This window comes from Brucella tritici (assembly GCF_008932295.1).
GTDB classification, from domain to species: Bacteria; Pseudomonadota; Alphaproteobacteria; order Rhizobiales; family Rhizobiaceae; genus Brucella; species Brucella tritici.
On record NZ_WBWA01000037.1, the window covers coordinates 1 to 20,442 of the forward strand.

Genomic DNA, 20,442 nt, shown 5'->3' on the forward strand with positions numbered 1-20,442 from the left:
CGCGCAGATTGAATGAAAGCAAAAATTAGCTCATTTGTGAGCAACAAATGTGCTCACTCATCGAATGATCGAAACCTCAATACTTCAAGCGCAAACCCAAAATCAATGGGGCAGAGACGGCGCATACAAATTGCCTCTCATATGCAAATAGCATCAATATTTCCACCTTCGTTTCCGAAAGTAGAAACGCTTGCAATCGATGGAACGATAAAAACCCAACAAGCGAATGGCAAGAGGCGTGTGATAAGGCAACTCATCAAAATGTCAGGATAGATCAATCGCCAAAAAACAGCCAAAGTTACGGACAGCCAGGGTGTATGAAAATGCCCTCGCTGTCCGGTTCGTAAATCACAGGTCAGCCAATCGCTTCTCGACAGCTTTTAATGAAATGCCCTTACTGGCTTCATTTATCTTCCGTTGCCTTTCCGTTTCAATCGCCTGAATTCTCCGATCTGTGCGCTTGGTGACAAGCCGAAACAATCTCCTTCCCTCGCCGCCGAAAATACAAAGATCTTCGATCGTTGCTCCCCTGAATAGGCAATGCATTTTGATTGCGTTGCCTGGTTTGATAACACCCTTCTTCTGATCCCAGTCTTTCGTACCGTCCTTTTTGCGTCCTTTTCGCGTAAAAACCCGATAATCACTTTGCACGCTTTTAAGCATGTATCGTGTCGTGCAGGCTAAGTCCTTTCGCCCCTTAATCATTCGAAAATGGGCTGGCTTCTTGTCTTCTATAAGCGCTGTTTCCTCCGCGTTAATTTGCCTGACTATGCTACGTAGCTTTTCTCGTTTCGCTCCCCATACGATTACATGTAGGTGCCACGATACGGTCGGCTCCTTCTTGCTGCCGATCGATTTATTACTAAAAAAGGCCGCCTCAACGATCCCTAGAAAATTCAGCCCTTTCAGTTTCTTGTTGGCCCATGATTGCAGTTGTGACCAATCGTAAGTTCCAGCTACCGACAAAGGGAAAGCTGAAAATTGCGGTGTCAGGGTCAGAAATGCGTAGTCCCGGACGTTTTCATTCTCCTTGTCGCTGCTCCACATTGCGATCAGCTTTCTGACCGCCGATCTCGCGAATTCTATACGTGCCGTGCAGTTTGTCGCATAATGCGACAGTGCTGATCTCTCCTGTAATTCGATTACAAAATGCTGGTTTTCAGGCTTTCTTCCCCTTTTTGTTGTCAGATATTCTTTTAATTTTTTGTCGTACTCCCTGTGCTTTCGTTCAAATGAAGCTTGAGTTGGGTAAGGTGGCTTTACCGCTGTTTTGACTTGCTTGATCGGCTTGGTCATAGCTAACCATGGGGTATAGGTTAATAATTGCGGTGAAAGGTGTTACATAGCCAGTCACCTCTACGCTGTCGCTTTAAGCGACAGCAGTTCCACCTCCATCGAACCGTTCGGATTTGGAATCAATTTTAGCTTTGCTCCCCTAATCAGCGGGCCATTAAGCCCCATTAGTTGATCTCTGTATTCGCCAGGATCGAAATCAAATTTCAGCTTAGCTTCCGTTGCGCGCTTCTTTTTGGAGTGAGCTTCATGCTTGTGGTCGCCTCCCGAATTTGCGCCAGCTTTTTTCAAAAGCGCTGATGCGCCGCCTTTGAGAACAATCGCTGCGACTTCGCCTGGGTCGATGTCATGGACAAAATATGGTTCGAGTGCCCTTTTTAGCTTGCTTACTTTTTTCTTCTTCTCCCGAGTTTGGTAACCAAACACATACCCAAGCACGGCGACCAACAAGGATACAGGATCCTTTTTGGAAATCCGAATGTTAGCAAAATTTTCCCATTCGAGATGAGATTCAAATTGTAGCTTACAATCGGGATCCATTTTCATGCGAAATGCTAATTCATATGATGTCGCTAGATTTCGCCGGAGATTCGTTCGGTAACCACCACGATCAGATGTAATCGCATCTCGCAATTCATCCAACGCAGTTAATAGCGACGATTTATAAGTAACAATTTCCTCCTTTGCGGTGTCAAATCTGTTTTGTACACCACTATTCTGTATCTTCCTTAATGAACTAGAATGTAATTTGCTTGTATTCCTCGGCTTAGTTTTTACAACGCGAACTGTATTAACATTGCTCTTATTAGTTATTCCGCCTTTTTTCCCAGATCGTATCTCCTGCTTTGGTTTTCCCGACCCAATTTTACGAGATCCAACGGCGTTGTTTTTCATGATGCCTCTCCTTAACGTTGTGATGTGTTGATCTTTTTGTTGCTGTTGATGAACTCCAGCAAGTCACTGTACTGATATCGAACAGCTCCCCCGATCCGGCGAAATGGTAGTTTCTCAATGCCTTCTACTCGCCAATTGGCGAGCGTTTTTGCGCGAAGCCCAAGTACAGCTGCCGCTTGCTCCGAGGTCAAAAGATGATGATGTTGAAATGTGATAGGCGACGGCGAGATAGCCTTCGCTATTCGGGGCTTACGTTTTATCGCTCCTGCGAAAATGCCGAGTGAAAGCCCATACTGACGAACAAGATGTTCAGTCAGTTCCAAATATGAAGCTGAAATTTTCCCTGAATTTCTGTTGCCCTGCATTATTGCTCCTATCGCAAATGCGTGAAGGAACAGGTTTCGGGCAAACACAGACGTGATTATACCCGAACCAAATCCAACACGTGTGTGTTAAATTGTGTTCGGAGTACAACCTGCTTTGTAGAAGCTTTATTTACTTCTTTTAGCGGGCGACATGCCAAGAAGGGCATGAGCTGCCAAATACTCTTTATTTGTATTTGGACGTTAAGCACCGAGTACGATAGTATCTCAGCACCACCCCTTAGCTGATTAATTCATTATTATTGTTTTTTGTCAATCCACCTGTTGTGCTATTTTCCGTGATCATTTTATGGGGTCGCTCACAGCGTTCAATAGAATTATACTGCTCGGCTGCAAATGAGCGCGTCGTCGCTGGCCTTCTTCGATAAATTCCTGCGGCTGAAACGCTGATTTCGGCAGGTGCAATTGGTGGTCGCTATCAAAGAGATAAGCGCGATGCTCATCGAACTGCTTGACGACACACCAGTGGTTGAGCGTTCCATAGACGGCCGCCAGTACTGCCGTGTTTGCACTAGCAAGATGCGCTTCGATTGTATGGAGGGTTTGATCGCTTTCGGTTGGTCTGCCAAGCGCAAACGGTCGTCGAAACAAAAGCTCTATATCGTGATAATCGCGCATATGATCGCGGGCGACATGCGTCAACGCGATCATGCCGTACAGCGACAATCCTTCGCTCACAAGCTCGAGATGGCCCCGATTTTTAATGGCGTGATCGGTCAGTTTTCGAAAAAGCTCTTCCCAATGCTGACCTTTCGCCGATACTGGGTCATTTCTTAAGGCCCAACGAATGCCATTGATCAGAGCATATATGCCGCAAAGCGAATCGAGATTGCCCTGAAGATACGGCCTGAGCTTCGGCTCATGTTTGTCTGCCATGATTGCGATTGCCAGTTGCTCAATATTCATCAGCGAGCATGATGGTCATAACCCGCACGGTCACATTGGGATCTGCCTTGTCAGGTGAATGCATCGACAAGCTCTCATCGTAATAGTCGATTTTCCAAAAAACCGAATGCTGGGCGATTTGAACGAAGCCAAAGTCATGCTCGGTATGGGGATCGTTTTCCTCGGTAAAACTATCAAAGCTGCGAATGGCCTGAACAATGTCGTGTATCTCTGATTGCTGAAGTGCCGCGATCCGTTGTGTCATCATAATGCGACCGCCGATCCCGTATTTGCGCAAGCGATCATTGAGCGCCGCGATGATTTGAGATTGCAATATGTTCTTGCTTTGTTCTAGGCCGTTGGTCATGCGAGGTTCTCCTCTGTTCAGGATCTAGGTTCATTTCATTGTTGTTGGAGTTAGGTAACTGAGCGCTGGCTCAGATCATGCGAACGAGCTTACGCTGCGCATCGCTATCGCCGTCGATATAAGCTTGGGTGGTGGTGATCGATCGATGACCGGCGAGAAGCTGCACATCGCGCAGTGATCCACCGGCTTTGTGAACAAGCCTAGCGGCCTGCGTAACAAATGTCCGGCGGCCTGAGTGCGATGAGCATCCTTCCAAACCGGCGAGCGTATAAATATGCTTAAACCAGTTGACGACGGATTTTGCTGACATTGCCCTGCCCCGCTCACTTACGATGACAGGGCCATTCAAATTGCCCCTACCCTTTGCAAGCTTTTGCAAAGCTTTTCGAAGATCGGGGTGTATAGGCACACGCCGAGGATGAGCATTTTTCGTAATACGACCCGGCAGGTTGATGGACGTCCCGAGTTTGTTGTTGGCGTCGAGCAGCATTGACCATTCGATCTTGGCGATTTCGCCTGCACGAAGTCCAGCCTTGAAGCTTAAAAGCAACATGGCGGCATTGCGGTCAGGATGTCGGAGGGTATTTGCTGTTCGAAGCGCTTGTTTTATCTGGGTTGTATTCACCGTGCGGGCTTGCCGGTGCTGCGCCATTTTGGGCCTCGACTTGACAAACGATGTCGGCATTAAAGCCGAAAGTTCATCGCTTGTCAAGGTGCAGCCATAATTATAGAAGCAATATCAATATCTTAGTAGTACTCACTTCATTTTTCTCGTTGGAGACACTACTTATTCTTCGAGGAAGAGTATGAACAAAATGACGCGTGCTTTCACACGGCTTTGCCAAATGCGTGTCATGCCATTCGACAAAGCATACCCAAACCCAACCACATCAAAACGGAATGTTTGTCGCCTTTGTTACACCAGTCTCCTGGCACATACGCACCGCCGTATTACCGATAATAACAAAATCGAAGCTCTTCTTTTGTTCGTTATAGATGCCCCAAAAGGGAGCATATCCAGAATAAGCGCCAAACTGGTTCTTACCGTTCACTGAACCACAAACGGAATAACTGCCATCAAAGATCCTCGCCGCAGCGATATCATCCCGGAAACGTGCCGACGTCTCATCCCGAAGCTGCTGCCCGACTTGGCTCTTCACAACAGCGATATCGTCATGATCCAGTTGAACGGGCTTACCAGGGCCGTAGTTTACGATGCCAAACATGTAATACATGAGTGGGCTATCTTTCTTCATCTGCATTTGCTGCTGTTCATCGAGGACGGATTGGCCGGTAGGAGAATTGACAATAAATGCACCCGGGTCTGTGTTTTGCGGCAAAGTTTGCTCTGACTGCACGCTCCCCGGAGCAGACGGCATTTTTTCGACGTGGCTGACGGCTTCGATCCATTTTCGCTCTTCATTGAAATTGCCTTCAATCCGGCATTCATTGTCCATTTGGCAGATTTTGAAGATTTCTTGGCCGACATTAGATTGGGTCAGGAAACCGTAGGAATTCCCGCCGTCACTCCCCGTGATTTCGAACGCACTGTCGGTCGAACCGACGACAATTCGCCCCGTCATGCTTTTTTGGACGACACTTTCTCCGGGAAATTGTTGGTCGCCCCCTCGCTGGCGCTCGCCAATTTTCCAGGCACATATCGTTGCTGTTGTGCTTTTCCAGCAAGCTCCGTCCTGCTGCATATAACCAATAGCAATATCGGGCTGACTGTAACTACCTTTGCCAGCGTTCCAGTATCCGCTATGAACGGTCGAGACATGGTCGACATTCACAGCAGCCGAGTACTTGCCCGAATAAACAGAGAAGCTGCCACTTTTATCGGCTCGCCACTGGCACGCGCCATCAGCATATGTTTCGCCGCCGACCGCAATGAGACAATCAATGGCGGAAAGATTGGGTGTTGAATTTGCAGTTTCTGTTGAATGCGGGCCGTTTTCATCATCGGCTTCAATCTTTGATCGAGCATACTCGGCGATCTCTTCAGTCGTCGGCAATGCGTAGAATGGCGAGGTGACCCCAGCAGCTTGCGGCAGGGTTTTAGGGTTACACCGGTTTAGCGCTGTCAATTGGTCGCCGTACTTGAATGAAAACCTCGTCGCGCTTTGGATCGTATAGATATCTTCTGTCGTCTCGACGTCATCGAGGTTGCGCCCGCAGGTTTGCTTTACCCTATATTGCGACTGGTTTATTTTCTCGACATTCTCAAAACGACAAGCGGAACTTGGCCAGTTCAGCGATTTGCTATCGGTATAAATGACGTTAGGTCCCAAACCGCCAGAACAATTGCCCTCAGCAATGGCGTAAAATCCCGATTGTATTGGCAAGCTGAAGCTCGAAGCCCCCATACCGCCTTCGGCGCAGGACCAAAGCATATCGAGTGCGTTGCTCGAGCCCTTGAGCGAAATGCTAAAGGTTTCATTGTTGAAGGTTATACGAACCTTAGCTGCAGCACGGATACGGCTTTCAAGGCTGTCTTCTCCCGCCCCTGATGGCACGACAACTGTGTTTTGTGACGACGCTCTCACCGTCGTCGCTATTGACCGGTCGCTATCGAATGCAATCGCCCCCTTCCACTCCGTTCCTTGTTCAAGGCGCCAATCAGCTGACGTCAAACCAATCTGGAAAGTCTCATTGTTGTTTACATATATAATGGCGTGCACATTGTTCTTGATGTGACGCCCCATGACGCAGCCTTTTTCCGGGTCTTTTTGCTTTGGAAAAGCGATCCAGCCGTTTTCCTGGAAGATAATTTGCGGTTCGTTGGCGTAGCTCACTGAAGGCACTAGGACGCTCGCAGCAAAACTCAGCGATGCAATGAATGAACTGAGTAAAAAAACCTGACCAAGAACGAACTTTAAAGTGTTCGAACTTTGTGCGAGCTCAAGCGCTGGCGCTGAATGATTCTGCTCCATGATCATATTTTACCCCGTCTTGTGAATGTAGCGTTTGAGGATAGGTGCCTTAAGTGCTGTAAATTCTTCAGCCGAAATCGCTCCGCTTTCGAACAGCGTCTTCAAACGCTGCAACGCATTCACGGTCTCAGCATCCGAATGGTCCTTCGATGGATTTGGGTTGCTTGTCGGGCTAACCGGCAAAGCGATCTTCTGATCCTCGTTCATACTGGGATCGACGCGAACATTAACAGGGTCATTGACGAAGAGATTGATGCCGCTTTCTCCGCCATTGCTGCCGTCTTCGCTAATGTGCACATAATGCAATGCCCAAACCAACGCGGCTACCCAACCGACAACCGTGCCGCCGAAGGCAAAATTGACGACGAATATGAGCCACCGGTTCGGATGTTGTCGACGAAACGCAACGATGGTTGGGATGAATATTACAGCCATGATAACGATGATGGCAGCAATGAATGCAAACGCCAGAAGCGATGATCGCGCATCACCCTGCCCTGCCCAGGCATGTTCTGATAACGCTAAGGTCTTCGTTGATGATAGGCCAAGCAGCGGCAAACGCCGCCGCTTTGATAGAAAATGCTCCCCCATGGCCCCACCTCACCTGGACGAGCGGGGCAGCACATTGGCTTTCAATTGCTGGAATTCATCTTCGTCGATCGCTCCAGAGGAGCGCAACGATGCGATTTTTTCCAACTGATCGAGAGAGTCCCCCGAAGCTGGAGTCGCAGGCTTGGATCCAGCAAATCGTTCATCCGGTTCGGATCCCGGTGCGAGGTCAAATCGGTTTCGGCCTGGCGCCGATGGCAGGCACATGAAAATCAGCACGGCGAGCTGACCAATCAGCGGCACGAACACCGCCAACAACCACCAACCTGATCTGTCGGTATCATGCAGGCGACGAACGCCAACAGCGATCGACGGAACCAGGTGGGCCAAATACACCAAGCCGGTAATTACCCCCGCAGGCTCATCAGTGGTCGTATCGCCAAAAACCTGATCCATCATCAAGGCAATGATCAACATTCCGAACAATACCAGGCTGAACAGCCAATACTGCGACCGCGTCGCGCGCCCCGAAAACACAGCATACTGCCGCATGGCATTCACATAATGATGCATGATTACTCCCCCAAGATGGTGTCCAAATGTGCGAAACGGCACGCCTTCAGCTGTGCGTAAGTGCCGAAGGGTGCCGCCTATGATTAATATGTCGAATATATACGATGGATTAATAAGGATCAAGGTGGTCGCGTTCGGGCATGAACGCACGCACCCGAATTGCTTGGAATTTAAGGCAAATACGCTCAAACCAGGGCATTACGCAGGAGAACCTTGCGGTCGATGCAAATGTTGATCGCACCGCAATCAGCGGCATCGAAACGGGTGACTACAACCCCACTATCGATTTGCTCGAGCGACTGGCTGAAGCGTTGTCGATAGACATTGTGGATTTAGTTTCAAAAGTGCCTGACGGAGCTCAAGCGCCTCGGCCCATGCGTGCGGGCCGAAAACCGAAGCGCAGTTAGCGCGTTAAACGCATCGCAACTATTACCTCACGTGATCGAGTCCCTCCTCGCAGCACACGCCGCGACAGCATAGCGTCCGCGCTGCCATCTGATGTCCACTTTACATACTATAGTTGATAAACTTATAGTATGTAAAGTGCCAACAATCCACGCATGGATGTGCGAAAAATCGTTGGCGATAATTTTGCCCGGATACGAAGAGAAAAGGGCCTGACCCAAGAACAAGTGGCGGAGCGTTCAGGCTTCAGCCAGCAGTATCTGAGCAGCCTTGAAAGGGGACAGCGCAACCCGACAATCATAACGATTTACGAGCTTTCATTGGCGCTTGGAACAACTTATTCCAACCTCATTTTGCCTGAAAATACCCAAGCTAGGTAATATCGTTGAAGGTCTATAGCCTCCGACTGAACGCGGTTTCGGTAGCCTCTAAGCTGCCAGTCCGCTTTGCGCGCAATTTCGGCCGTAGAGACCAGCTTGGCCGCTGCCCGAAAGCAGACCGGCAACGAACGGCTCGCTATGCGAAATAGCCGCCGTTCGTGCTTCGACCGGCTTTGCTAACGGATCAGACCTGAGCCATGCCGCCGTCCGCGAAGACCTCGCTTCCGGTCATCACGGCGCTATCGTCTGATGCAAGGAAAAGACCGACTGCAGCGATGTCGTCGGGATCGGCGATCCGCCCCAAAGGGGTCTGGGCGATGAGCTGCTCATAGATCGCGTCTTCTCCGCCGGCCACCGCAACGCCGTGCAGACCTGGAGTTGCGGTGGCCCCAGGCGACAGGACGTTCACGCGAATGCCCGTGCCTTTTAGGTCCAACGCCCAGCTGCGCGCCAAATTGCGGATCGCGGCTTTCGTTGCGCTGTAGATGCTGAAGGCCGGCGTTCCCATCGTTCCGGTGGTCGAGCCGGTGAGGATGATCGACGTCCCGTCGCCCATGAGCGGCAGGGCCTTCTGCACGGTGAAAACAACGCCCTTAACGTTCACGCCGAACGTCCGATCAAAGGATGCTTCCGTAATTTGTCTGAGCGGCTCCAGCTCGCCTACGCCCGCGTTGGCGAACAGTACGTCAATGCGCCCGTGTTGGGCGCGCACCGTCCCAAAAAGGCGGTCCAGATCCTCAAGCCGAGACACGTCACCCTGCACGGCCGTCACGTCGGAGCCGATCTCCGCGACCGCTTTGTCGAGCTCCTCCTGCCGACGACCCATGATATAGACGTGGGCGCCTTCGGCCACAAACCGCTTGGCAGCAGCGAGGCCGATGCCGCTACTGGCGCCGGTGATGACAGCGATCTTTCCTTCTAGTTTGCCCATGACAACCTCGTTCTCCTTTATTGTGGAGAGGTTGAATTAGGGGCACACCGCCTGTTATTCTAGTATGCACCATTTGGTAAGTGCCAAAATTTAATGGAGCGCGTGTAATGACAAGTCCCTTCACCTGCGGTCTGGATGCTGTCCTGTTTGTGATGGGCGGCAAGTGGAAACCGCTGATCCTCTATCACCTCATGCACGGCGCATTGCGCTACGGCAAACTGCGCCGCGCGATCGGGAAGGTCAGCGACAAGGTGTTGATCCAGCAGCTCAAGGAGTTGCAGTCGGACGGGATCATCGACCGTCTCGACTTTGGCGAGATCCCGCCCAAGGTCGAGTATTCGCTCACCAGCTTCGGCAGCAGCCTCGCACAAGCCCTCGTCCAGCTTTGCGAATGGGGAACCCGACACACGGATGAATTGAAGTCGATCGCCAAGCGGCGTGCCGATCCGTCGTTGCACTCGACAGCTTCCGGGGTCGCAGCGCCAGCTCTTGACCGGCATTGATGGGGCGCAAGCCGTCGGACTGTTTGGCGCCTCCATTTCGGTCGTTCGCAGACGCCGGTCTGATCCTAAAAATTGTCGTTAATCGCGTGCCGGGCCGATGCCCGAAGGGCTAGGAAGAAGACGGGGCGTTGGGAAACCCCGATAGGCAGTTACAGGGATGGGAAGGCCTTCACTACCAACATATTGAGATGATATTCTTTCTGGGTACAGTTAGAATCGCAGCACAATAAATTGTTTGGAAGACGGGAGGAGGAGTAGCAATTAGTGTCACGGATCAGAAAATTAGAAATAGAGAACTTCAGAGGTATTAAAAACCTCTCCTGGCTACCGTCAAACGGTATTAACTGCCTCATCGGTTCCGGTGACAGCGGCAAATCAACAGTCCTTGACGCAATTGATTATTGTCTGGGCGCCCGTCGAAATCTTCAGATGACGGACGTTGACTTTCACAATCTTGATGTCGATAAACCTATCCAGATTACGCTCACAATCGGTGCATTGGATGACGCGCTAAAGAGTATAGACAGCTATGGCATGTTCCTGCGGGGGTTCATCACTGAGACCGGTGTTATCGAAGACGAACCTGAAAAAGACGCCGAGACAGTCCTGACACTACGCCTGAAAGTCGAGGGTGATTTAGAGCCGTCTTGGTTTCTGGTGTCTGATCGCGCCGAAGCTCAAGGATTGAATCGTAACCTGTCGTGGGCAGACAGGGCACGCCTTGCGCCAACCCGCATTGGCGCCTACGCTGATCTCAATCTCGGTTGGCGTCGGGGATCGGTGCTCAATCGTCTGAGTGAGGAGCGTGCCGACGCCTCGGCCGCAATCGTTAGAGCGGCACGGGAAGCAAGAGTCGCCTTCGGCGATGATGCAAAGGTGCAACTTGGCGACGCACTCAAAATCGTGGCGGATACGGCCAAATATCTTGGTATCCCCGTCGGTGACGAGGTTAAAGCAATGCTGGACTCGCATTCGGTATCAGTGAGCGGCGGCACCATCTCCCTTCACAATGAATCAGGCATTCCGCTTAAAAGCCTTGGGATCGGGTCTACAAGGTTGCTGATTGCTGGTTTGCAACGTATGGCGGCTCAGTCATCATCAATCATCTTGATCGATGAACTGGAGCATGGCCTCGAACCGCACCGTATTATGCGGTTGTTGGGATCCCTTGGCGCAAAGGAAGCTGAAGCGCCGCTGCAAGCCTTCCTGACTACCCATTCCCCGATCGCACTACGAGAATTGGGGGGGCACCAGCTCTGTGTGGTGCGCGGCCATGACGATCATCATGACGTAATCGACGTCGGTACCGATAGCGTCGTTCAGGGAACAATTCGTTTATACCCTGATGCGTTTTTGGCAACATCTGTCATTGTTTGTGAAGGGGCAACGGAAGTCGGCTTCATACGTGGACTGGACCAATATTTCGAAAGTCAGGGGCAGGTTTCGATTGCCGCACTAGGTGTTGCCCTCGTTGATGCTGGAGGCGGCGGGCCAAACGACGCTTACCGCCGCGCGGTACCATTGCGGTCCCTTGGCTATCGCACAGCCGTTCTGAGAGATGACGATCAGAAACCGACAGCCGAGAACCATCAGGCATTTATCGACAGCGGCGGGGCCGTCTTCACTTGGCGGGATGATCGCTGCCTGGAGGCGGAACTGTTCATGTGCCTGTCTGATGATGCAGTCGGCAAGCTTATTGATCTTGCCATCGAATTACATGGCGAAGATGTAATTGGCGGGCATATTCAGTCACGAGCTGAAAACGGCGAAACACTGAAAAGCATCCAGATTGGTGCGTTGATTGGCGGCTACAGCCGACAAACACGAGTTGTATTGGGGAATGCATCCAGCATCCGAAAAAAGGGGTGGTTTAAACAGCTAGGTTGGATGGAACAGGCGGCTCGGGAGATTGTTGGCCCTGACCTTCAGGATGCAGATGTGTATTTCAGAAATGCAGCAGAGGCTGTGTTCGCGTGGGCTAGCAATGCCGGAGCCTGAAATTGATTTGCTGACTATAGCCAAGGGCACGGTTACCGCACCGGCAGGCTGCGGAAAGACCCATCTGATTGCCGAAGCCCTTACCCGCCACTCCGGCCGTAAGCCGATACTGGTGCTGACTCACACAAACGCAGGTGTCGTCGCCCTTCGTGGACGTTTGGACAGGGCAGGCGTTCCTTCTAATGCCTATAGACTTTCAACCATAGACGGGTGGGCCATGAGGCTCATCTCCATGTTTCCGCAACGTGGTGCGTACGACCCGAACATTCTGAAACTGGCGAACGCCAGAAGCGACTATCCCAATATCCGCGTCGCCGCCATGAATCTTCTGAAGGCCGGACATATCAACGAGGTCCTCGCAGCGAGTTATGAACGCCTGATTGTCGATGAATATCAGGACTGCTCAATTCGACAGCATGCCGTCGTCGCCTATGCGGCGCAAACGCTGCCGACCTGTGTGTTAGGCGATCCCATGCAGGCCATCTTCGGTTTTGGAAGTGATCAACTGGCGAGTTGGGATGAGCATGTATGCAAACATTTCCCCATTGCCGGTGAACTTGAAACGCCGTGGCGTTGGATCAACGCCGGCAAAGAAGATTTTGGGCGCTGGCTGTTGAAGGTGCGCAAAAAGCTTCTGAACAGCGAAGCGATAGATCTTACGACTGCCCCCGCAGAGCTTTGCTGGGTTCATTTGGATGGTACGGAGGACATGGTGAGGCAGATGCGGGCGGCACGCACGACACCTCCGACAGCTGAGGGTCGCGTGCTGATTATCGGACGCAGCACCAGCCCGCAAAGTCAGCGGGATATGGCAAGCCGTACACCTGGCGCAGTCACCGTCGAAAATGTCGATCTGCGAGATTTTGTTGATTTTGCGAAACGTTTTGACTTTAGGGCAACTGACGCCTTTGCGAAGCTCGCGACCTTCGCCGGTGAGGTCATGACCAATGTCGGCGCACCCGACCTCATTGCGCGCGTCCGCTCATTACAAAATGGAACCGCACGCAAAGCCGCCTCCGATGCCGAACAGGCCGCCCTTTCTTTCTGCGCCAATCCATCCCCGAAATCAGCGGCCAATCTGATAGTGGAAATTAACAAGCTAGGCGGTGTACGACAGCATCGCCCTGCCGTTGTTCGTGCCTGCGTGAAAGCACTCGAGCAATGCGACGGCACGGACGGCAATACATTCTACGATGCCGCGGTCCGAATACGAGAACAGCACCGCCTCATAGGACGCCCTCTCGCCAAACGCTCCGTAGGTAGCACCCTGCTGCTTAAAGGTCTTGAAGCCGACGTTTGCGTCATCCTCGAAGCCCATGAGCTTGATGCCAAGAACCTATATGTCGCAATGACGCGTGGATCGGCAAAGTTGGTACTGTGTTCTAAGTCAAACCAAATGCAGCCTTAACCCGGCAGAGGGCTACCGCCGATCTTGGTCCCACTATTGTTGTTAAGTACGCCACAGTCACACAATTCGATGCGCCGCAAATATTCGCTTTTAATTTTCGATTCCAGATTCAGGAGCCTCTCGGATACAGAATTATGACTGTCCGCCTGAGTGGGCTCGTCTCCGGATATCGGACCGTCCGCCAGTGGCCCAATCTTGTCGCCAGGAAACCATTGCCGGCTTGAGGCAAAGCATTTCCGTGCTACAAGCTCAGCGTTGTTCGAGGGAGTCGATCCTCCCTTCCAAAAGGCTTCAGGTAGTGGGATGCGTCACAGATAGGCGCCCTATTGTAAACGGACGAAAGGCCGACAGAACGCTAAATGGGTTTTGACGATGCGATGCGGACTGCAGCCCACTCTGCAGAGCAAGCCGTCGCCAGGGCGATGTCAAAATACCGCGATGGTCTCGTGACCGATGAGGACGATTTGACCGGTGTTCTGATAGGCAGTCTCGATGCCGAATTCTCCGCAGAAGGTGTTAGTGACATCGGTGGGCTCAAGTGGTCGAGTTCGATACTGCGTCATCGCAAAGGGGTGGCCGCGGAGGAGAAGCGCATTGGCGCCGACATGATCATCCACGTCCGAGTTGACACGCCCTTGCAGAAATATTCGAAGGCAGTCCTTGTGCAGGCTAAGCGACATGAGCCGGGTGAACAGATGAGCGCCAAGGAACGAAACGAACTGTTGGGACAGTGCAAGAAGATGTTGGCAGTTACTCCCGCCGCGTTTGTTTTCGACTATGCCAAAGGCGAGATGAGATGCGCATCTGCGACGAAAATCGAAGGTTCAACGAACAACGATCTTCACGCTGCCTGCAATTGGACAGCCTACCGATTTTTTCTCGAATTCTTCCGCTGCCCGATAGGGGATCCGCGGATCACGTCTGCCAAAGCCGCAGACCTTCCAGTTCCCATCGTACTGAAGTTGGCAGGAATTGGGGACCTCACACATGAATAGGCCGGATCCGGTTAATCTCTCGAGGGTTTGAACGTCCGCTTTGGCCGTGTTCCTAGCGTGAAGCTGCCGGACAGAAAACGGCCCCTTTCCGGTCAATATGAACGCTAGTTTGACGCGACTACATATGGCAAAATTCCCCTTTTGCCATATGTCATACACTTCACTGTACCTGTGCACTACCGGCACTTTTGCCATGTCTTTTACAGAGGATCTTTCCACAGCCGTTCGTATAGTTAGGTCTAACCTTTAATCCCGGCACAATACCGCGCTCGAAATGCGGCATGGGAGTAACTCCACCGTGGGTTCGAATCCCATCCTCTCCGCCATATGCTTCTTTAAGTTTCTGATTTTAAGTGTTTTCTTGCTGGTCATCTTCTTGGCCCATCATTCAGCCCATACTGTTCAATTGGATCTTCTCGGTGTAATTTTTTCACGTCAGCGTGTTTCGCCATGAGAATATTCTGATACGCATAAAAGCACATCCGGTGAAATAGTCCTTAATAGTGCAACATATTTGGGCCTAACTGGACCACCCAAACAGCGCTCTATTTTCGCCCGCGCTGGCGCTCAACGCAGGTCTTCGCATCCTTTCCCGGTGCGCATTCGTCTTCCTCTTTTTTCACGCGGTCCTGCTTCTGTGGCTCGGAATTTAGCGGAACGTGAACCGCATCTGGGTCAGACGGCGGCTGATTAGGAGACGATGGCGGATTGCCTGGCACCTCCGGTTCTTGCGTGCCTGACTGTGTCGGCATACCTGATTCCTGTGCAACAGCTATATTCGGGGCGATCAGTAGTAGCGCAAATATGACTAAGTTTTTCATTTTCCTACTCCGAGTTTAAATCATGGAACTGCCTTACATCTTCACTCCGCATCTTACGAAAGAAGGGCCTATTGAACCTCAGAAGAGCCTTGTTCGCCGCTGTTCTGAGGAGACACCCCATAATAATAAGGTGTTGCGAAGATAAATCCCAAGATTACAGCAACGGCTAAAATTAAGAACAATATCGACTTACGCATTCATTTCTCCTGTCCAAGACAGACTAAACGAACCGCCACTATTCGGGTTCCGTCCTATCGACAAACATCTGAAGCGCACTATTTGCCGAAAGCGAAAATAGTCAGGGGATCAGGATGTCCAGTTCGGAAGAGACGGAGCCGACGGCAGACGGGCTGAAGGAAAGACTTCCATCGAAGTCAGCCGCCATCCACGAGCTAATCCGACGTGATGGTGAGAAGGAAATCAACCGAGATGCAATGGCGCTTTTCTGGTCAGCCATTGCAGGCGGAATTTCTATGAGCACATCCATGATCGCTCGGGGAATTTTGGAGACTTACCTTCCAGACAGCGATCTTTTCTTCCTTGTGAGCTCCGCAGGATACACGGTCGGGTTCATCATCGTCATCATCGCCAATCAGCAGCTATTCACGGAGAATACGATCACTCCTGTCTTGCCTTTTATGACAGAGCCGACGCTGTCTCATTTCGTGAAAATGATCAGGTTGTGGACCATTGTTCTCTTCGGGAACTTGATTGGCGGTGCAATTGCAGCCTTCGTTATGGTTAGTATGCCGATTTTCTCGGACGAAGTGACCAATACGTTTGTTGACATGGGTAAGCACCTTATAGCCAACAGCAGCAATGAACTATTCAGTAAGGGAATAATGTCAGGCTGGCTTATTGCTACGTTGGTCTGGATGCTTCACAGTACAAAGCAGGGGCACCTAGCATTAATCTTTCTCATCACATACCTCATAGCTATCGGCGATTTAACACACATCGTAGTGGGTTCAATTGAGGTGCTATTTTTACTTATGATTGGAGAAGTCACCCCGTTTGATAGCATCTTTAAATTCGGGCTCCCAACTTTGTTCGGGAACGTCGTTGGAGGAACTTTCATCTTCGGATTAATTTCGCACGCACAGGTGCGTGCCGACGAATAGTCAGGCGGTTCAGTCATACTGCGCAGCAAGCAGCGCCTTTGTATTCGGTGAAAGGTGCGCTCAAGCAATCCATAGACATTCTTCAAATTCAGTTCTGGGAATTCCAGGCGGAAGCGAATGGGCAGATAGCCATTCTAGCGCGTTTGATAATCACCACAATTAATTTGCTACGCCGACCTCATTGAGCGTCGGCGATGACAATTCAGGCCCCTCCACATCAAGGCGTCATCAGACCAGGGCTCTTGCTCTACGAAATGCAGCAGAGATTGATGCTTGGCAGAAACCAGCCCCGGCGATGTTACCGCCGCCAGCGGCTCTACGCTTTCGCGCGCCACTGGGATCATCAACCCAGTACAATAATCCTGAAGGGTTCAGCCCTATCAACATACCCGATTACTTCGATCAGCGCCTCCAAAAGCGCCTCGAACACACTTTCTTGTCTATTGTAAGTCTTATCCATGTCGACCATCTACGCACGTGGTACATACCGTAGCTGACGTGACGACGTGACGTCCTCTTGCTGCAAGCGATAGGCACACAACGGATGCCGCGGTCAGTTGTCGCGCACGTAAGCGTTGCCCGCGGGATGTCTCGTAGAGTTTGCGGTAGACTACGGCTTCCGTGCTACGGCTGTTTGGTCTGGACGTGCTTGCCTTCGCACTGTTGATCAAGAGTCAATTGCTCTTTAATTCGTTGCAAGTATCGGGATCAAACCTTGGCCCCCAGTCAAGTGCGCCACCGGGCGGTCAGCACCAAGAAATCTTCGTTTGGAACAGTTATAGTTTCGATGCGTTCCTTAGGAAGGAACAGTAGGGAGGAGGAACGATGAACAATAACGAGATGAAAGCCTGCATTGATGCATGTTTAGCTTGTTATCAGACATGCATCGGAATGGCGTCCACACACTGCCTCGAAGAAGGTGGGGAACATGTCGAACCCACACACTTTCGAACCATGCTTACTTGCGCCGAAATATGCAGGAGCTGTGCCCATATCATGCTCTTGCGGACGCCTTTGCACCAAGCGGTATGTCGAGCCTGTGCTGAAATATGCGAGGCCTGCTCCAAGAGCTGCGAGGCACTCGATGGGATGGACGAATGTGTCGCCGCTTGTGATCTATGTGCCGCGACTTGCCGGGAAATGGCCGCTTAATGGCCAGGCATAATATGCAAAAACTCGAACAATTCCTTACTGTTCGTCGTTTCGGTCCGATAATTTAAAAGGAGAATCTTATGGCATGGCACCCCGAAAGCATGCTTTCCGAACAGATCTACGCACGCGCAGAGAGGTCAGCAGCCTATCTTCCCGCCTGTCAGATCATCTCAGCAATTTATCCAGCGCGACTGATGACGCGCTCGCATCAACGAAAGACGCTGTAAATGTTCTCGCCGAAGATGCACGTGAACGTGGCCAACATGTCGTACAATACGCACGAGAAGTCCCAGGCACCGCTCCGCGTGGGTTTCTGTTGGTCTGGTGGCCTTAATGGCCTACATGCTCATGAAGGGCAGACGCAGCCGTTGACGGTACAATCGGCGGGCAGCCTACCGCAATAGGCCTAACCGCCGAAACAGCAGCCGGAGGAGAAACCGCGCTAGGGAAGTTACTCCGGTCGTGAACGAGGCATAGAACGCCCAGTAAAAAGGCCTGCGCACGGCGTTCCAATTAGTATATGCCTTATTCACCCCGGTGGTGACTTGAATGCGCGTTACCGACAATCAGGCTGTTTCTTATTGTTTGTCAAATATGTCCCCATAAAGCCTTCAAGAACAGTCAGGACACGACAAACAAGGGCCTTTTTCTGAAATCTCGGCGCCCGGCTAGAATGCCCATCTTGCTCGCCAATTCCACCTAACGTCTGCCCAAGGGAGCAGCATCTTCAACCCGGTCTAGCAGCGCGCCCAAGGCCGAACTAATGCCTGCTAGAACAGGTATACCCGCTGGCCAGTTGTCATAATTTAGGCTATTTCGCGTCGTTAGACGTCACGTTCAACAGCCCTTTGATATGCTCGCTGACGTCCTCCGCAGCCGCAAGCAACGCGCTGTCCGGACGATGTATATAGCGAGAAGTAACGCCTCTTCCCTTGTGCCCTAACAGTCCAGCTATTGTGCCATCAGAATACCCACACCCCGAAGCAAAAGACGCATACGTATGCCGGAGAGTATGGCAAGTGACATTATCCAATTCCGCTGTTTGAGATATTCGGGCAGCCTCACGTTTCGTTCCTTGATACGGGCCGTCTCCCCTTGCTCCAGGGAATACCCAGTCTGAACCAGACAGTTTATCGATGTTCGATAAGATTTTCGTTGCTGCGCTACCAATTGCTCTGAGACTTTGCCCCGTCTTCGTGTCCCCGAGACGCAAACATCGCTGAGATAAATCGACTTCAGACCATCTCAAAGAAGCAATTTCGTTTAGTCTGCATCCCGTCAACACAAGTAGATGAACGACTGTCAGAGCATAACGATGAATTGCTTTTTCATTACAATCGCGTCCGGCAGATAGCACCTTTCCCAGTTGTTTCAGTTCTACTTCTGATAGGAATCTTTGCCGTGGCTGTCCTCGGTATCTGCGAACTCTGTGAACAGGATTGTCGCGGATCAAGCCTTCATCGACTGCCCATGTCATAATCCCTGACAGCAAATCCGCGACGCGAGCAGCAGAACCTGCACCCCCAGTTACAATTGCTCTGCCGCGGGTCCCAGTTTTGATACTCGTAGCTGTTTTTCCCACCGTGATATCGTGGATCAGACGCTTGACAACTTTAGAATCCACCTCGATCACATGCTTCTTTCCGATAAGTGGCTTAATGTGTCGCTCAATGCGACCCACATCAATCTGAAGCGTCGACTCCTTCTTAGGTCGGTGAAAGCGAGTTAAAATGGCACCTGCACGGGCAGCTTTCATATAATCGTCGCAGAGTTCCGCGACAGTCAACGGACCTTCAGCAGATCGTTGTTCGTCTCTCGCGGCCGCCGGGTCGCCACCTGATGCTACCAAGCCTAGAAGGCGTTTTGCCTCGAGACGAGCTGTTTCAACGGTCCATGGTGATCCATACTTTCCAATAGACATCCATCGCGAACGCCCTCGAACGCTATACTTGAGAATAAACACTCGAGCGACGCGCTGCCGCCTCACCCCAAAACCTGCCACGCTACCCCTGCCGTCATCCCACAAAATTGTGTCGGGTGTCAGGCCGTCTACGTCGTTTTTCGTAATTGGCATATCAAATCCTAGCAACAGATTAGCAACTTTCAGCACATGATTTGAACAGAATATTCGGGAAGATCAAGGATGCGCATAAAATTTTTATTCATTAAATACAGTAAGTTAGTGAAATTCCGGGAAGTATCGGGAAATAGCAAGCCGCCGTTGACATCGAAAGGGAGAGTGTGAAGCATCCCTGCGGCAGACACGTCGAGAAGCGAAGCGTCGGTGGTTCGGCTTGGTCGATCTTAAGGCCGCACCCTTGGCAAAATCTGGCCCGAACGACATCAACAGCACGCCTTCACCTTGCCACCGGCCATGCCGCGTAACTCAATGATTCAGTCCTGATACACCTCGGTAAGTGTGCTGGCGCCACCCCGGCAGCAGAGCGGACTGTGAACTGACCGCCCTGCTTTCGAGAATTCATGGAATGGCGATCCTTCCGTCTTGTACCTTAATTGACGGTATTTTTGGTTTTGGTCTGGTTAGCCAGCATCTCGATCTGGGCGGTGACTTTCTGGAGGTTCTCATTAAGGAAGTCCTGCTCACGCTGGCGCAGCCATTGGTCAAGTTCCGGTTTCGTCGCCTGTGACGGTGCATTGGCAGCATTCATCAGGAGCATCGGGAATGTTTCCGTCAGGAACCTGTCCTTTACCCCACCCTTCTTGTCATCCATGGTGCAGATAAGAGCGATGGCAGTGGTCGCGATGGCTTCGGTTGCCTGCAAACGCGCGGCAAGATTCAGGATCAACTGGTGGAGATGTTCGATGTCGTTCATTTTTAGTCCTATGGAAC

General features: G+C 51.4%; 20 protein-coding genes and 2 pseudogenes. 8 read left to right on the top strand and 14 right to left on the bottom strand.

All coding sequences use genetic code 11. From position 1 onward, the window contains the following. Window positions 1–348: 348 nt before the first annotated feature. The 9 genes from F9K91_RS23420 to F9K91_RS23460 form a co-directional block, all read right to left on the bottom strand. Window positions 349–1,296: a hypothetical protein gene (locus F9K91_RS23420; RefSeq protein ID WP_151556400.1), complete on the bottom strand. Its 948-nt coding sequence runs from the start codon at window positions 1,294–1,296 to the stop codon at window positions 349–351. A 60-nt stretch (window positions 1,297–1,356) separates the two neighbouring features. Beyond that, a complete protein-coding gene (locus tag F9K91_RS23425) occupies window positions 1,357–2,187 on the bottom strand; it encodes a hypothetical protein (RefSeq protein WP_151678876.1) in 831 nt (276 codons plus the stop codon). Window positions 2,188–2,198: 11 nt separating this feature from the next. Further along, window positions 2,199–2,552 (bottom strand): helix-turn-helix domain-containing protein, encoded by a 354-nt coding sequence (locus tag F9K91_RS23430; RefSeq protein WP_151556402.1) that lies wholly within the window; start codon window positions 2,550–2,552, stop codon window positions 2,199–2,201. Between the two features lie 300 nt (window positions 2,553–2,852). Then, window positions 2,853–3,446, bottom strand: coding sequence for a hypothetical protein (locus F9K91_RS23435; protein ID WP_151556403.1), 594 nt, complete (start codon window positions 3,444–3,446; stop codon window positions 2,853–2,855). Between the two features lie 19 nt (window positions 3,447–3,465). Beyond that, the gene (locus F9K91_RS23440; RefSeq protein ID WP_125303105.1) at window positions 3,466–3,822 is read right to left on the bottom strand and encodes a DUF3768 domain-containing protein; all 357 of its coding nucleotides are present in this window, start codon (window positions 3,820–3,822) and stop codon (window positions 3,466–3,468) included. Between the two features lie 70 nt (window positions 3,823–3,892). Further along, complete coding sequence (locus tag F9K91_RS23445; protein WP_151556404.1) at window positions 3,893–4,474, bottom strand: tyrosine-type recombinase/integrase; 582 nt, start codon at window positions 4,472–4,474, stop codon at window positions 3,893–3,895. 238 nt (window positions 4,475–4,712) lie between these two features. Then, window positions 4,713–6,761 (bottom strand): hypothetical protein, encoded by a 2,049-nt coding sequence (locus tag F9K91_RS23450; RefSeq protein ID WP_151678877.1) that lies wholly within the window; start codon window positions 6,759–6,761, stop codon window positions 4,713–4,715. 3 nt (window positions 6,762–6,764) lie between these two features. Then, on the bottom strand, window positions 6,765–7,346 hold the full coding sequence (locus tag F9K91_RS23455; protein WP_151678878.1) for a superinfection immunity protein: 582 nt from the start codon (window positions 7,344–7,346) through the stop codon (window positions 6,765–6,767). A gap of 9 nt (window positions 7,347–7,355) precedes the next feature. Then, on the bottom strand, window positions 7,356–7,877 hold the full coding sequence (locus tag F9K91_RS23460; protein ID WP_125303096.1) for a DUF805 domain-containing protein: 522 nt from the start codon (window positions 7,875–7,877) through the stop codon (window positions 7,356–7,358). Window positions 7,878–8,017: 140 nt separating this feature from the next. Here F9K91_RS23460 and F9K91_RS23465 point away from each other — a divergent pair, with 140 nt between their 5' ends. Both F9K91_RS23465 and F9K91_RS23470 read left to right on the top strand, forming a co-directional pair. After that, a complete protein-coding gene (locus F9K91_RS23465; RefSeq protein ID WP_125303093.1) occupies window positions 8,018–8,284 on the top strand; it encodes a helix-turn-helix transcriptional regulator in 267 nt (88 codons plus the stop codon). A 153-nt stretch (window positions 8,285–8,437) separates the two neighbouring features. Further along, the gene (locus F9K91_RS23470; protein WP_125303090.1) at window positions 8,438–8,662 is read left to right on the top strand and encodes a helix-turn-helix domain-containing protein; all 225 of its coding nucleotides are present in this window, start codon (window positions 8,438–8,440) and stop codon (window positions 8,660–8,662) included. A 184-nt stretch (window positions 8,663–8,846) separates the two neighbouring features. On the opposite strand, the gene F9K91_RS23475 is transcribed toward F9K91_RS23470, so the two are convergent. Further along, entirely contained in the window at window positions 8,847–9,593 is a 747-nt protein-coding gene (locus F9K91_RS23475) for an SDR family NAD(P)-dependent oxidoreductase (RefSeq protein ID WP_151678879.1), read from the bottom strand. 107 nt (window positions 9,594–9,700) lie between these two features. Between F9K91_RS23475 and F9K91_RS23480 the strand changes: the two genes are divergently transcribed. The 5 genes from F9K91_RS23480 to F9K91_RS23505 all read left to right on the top strand — a co-directional run bounded on the left by F9K91_RS23480 (window position 9,701) and on the right by F9K91_RS23505 (window position 16,439). Then, on the top strand, window positions 9,701–10,096 hold the full coding sequence (locus F9K91_RS23480; RefSeq protein WP_151678880.1) for a winged helix-turn-helix transcriptional regulator: 396 nt from the start codon (window positions 9,701–9,703) through the stop codon (window positions 10,094–10,096). 264 nt (window positions 10,097–10,360) lie between these two features. After that, complete coding sequence (locus tag F9K91_RS23485) at window positions 10,361–12,094, top strand: ATP-dependent nuclease (RefSeq protein WP_151678881.1); 1,734 nt, start codon at window positions 10,361–10,363, stop codon at window positions 12,092–12,094. Next, window positions 12,009–13,502, top strand: a complete 1,494-nt coding sequence (locus F9K91_RS23490) for a UvrD-helicase domain-containing protein (RefSeq protein ID WP_235913415.1) — start codon at window positions 12,009–12,011, stop codon at window positions 13,500–13,502. The genes F9K91_RS23485 and F9K91_RS23490 overlap by 86 nt, the downstream gene beginning before the upstream one ends. Window positions 13,503–13,861: 359 nt before the next feature. Then, window positions 13,862–14,497, top strand: coding sequence for a hypothetical protein (locus F9K91_RS23495; RefSeq protein WP_151678882.1), 636 nt, complete (start codon window positions 13,862–13,864; stop codon window positions 14,495–14,497). Between the two features lie 1,132 nt (window positions 14,498–15,629). After that, window positions 15,630–16,439, top strand: coding sequence for a formate/nitrite transporter family protein (locus F9K91_RS23505; RefSeq protein ID WP_012093622.1), 810 nt, complete (start codon window positions 15,630–15,632; stop codon window positions 16,437–16,439). Between the two features lie 167 nt (window positions 16,440–16,606). Here the strand turns inward: F9K91_RS23505 and F9K91_RS26750 are convergent. Beyond that, a pseudogene (locus F9K91_RS26750) lies at window positions 16,607–16,795 on the bottom strand (transposase); the annotation flags it as partial. Window positions 16,796–17,264: 469 nt separating this feature from the next. Here F9K91_RS26750 and F9K91_RS26470 point away from each other — a divergent pair. Continuing rightward, window positions 17,265–17,591 (top strand): four-helix bundle copper-binding protein, encoded by a 327-nt coding sequence (locus F9K91_RS26470; protein ID WP_012093623.1) that lies wholly within the window; start codon window positions 17,265–17,267, stop codon window positions 17,589–17,591. A gap of 811 nt (window positions 17,592–18,402) precedes the next feature. On the opposite strand, the gene F9K91_RS23525 is transcribed toward F9K91_RS26470, so the two are convergent. The 3 genes and pseudogenes from F9K91_RS23525 to F9K91_RS23535 form a co-directional block, all read right to left on the bottom strand. Beyond that, window positions 18,403–19,665, bottom strand: a complete 1,263-nt coding sequence (locus F9K91_RS23525) for a tyrosine-type recombinase/integrase (RefSeq protein WP_151678883.1) — start codon at window positions 19,663–19,665, stop codon at window positions 18,403–18,405. A gap of 172 nt (window positions 19,666–19,837) precedes the next feature. Continuing rightward, window positions 19,838–19,982: pseudogene (locus F9K91_RS23530) on the bottom strand (invasion associated locus B family protein); the annotation flags it as partial. Window positions 19,983–20,101: 119 nt separating this feature from the next. Next, window positions 20,102–20,425, bottom strand: a complete 324-nt coding sequence (locus tag F9K91_RS23535; RefSeq protein ID WP_151678884.1) for a hypothetical protein — start codon at window positions 20,423–20,425, stop codon at window positions 20,102–20,104. Window positions 20,426–20,442 lie beyond the last annotated feature (17 nt).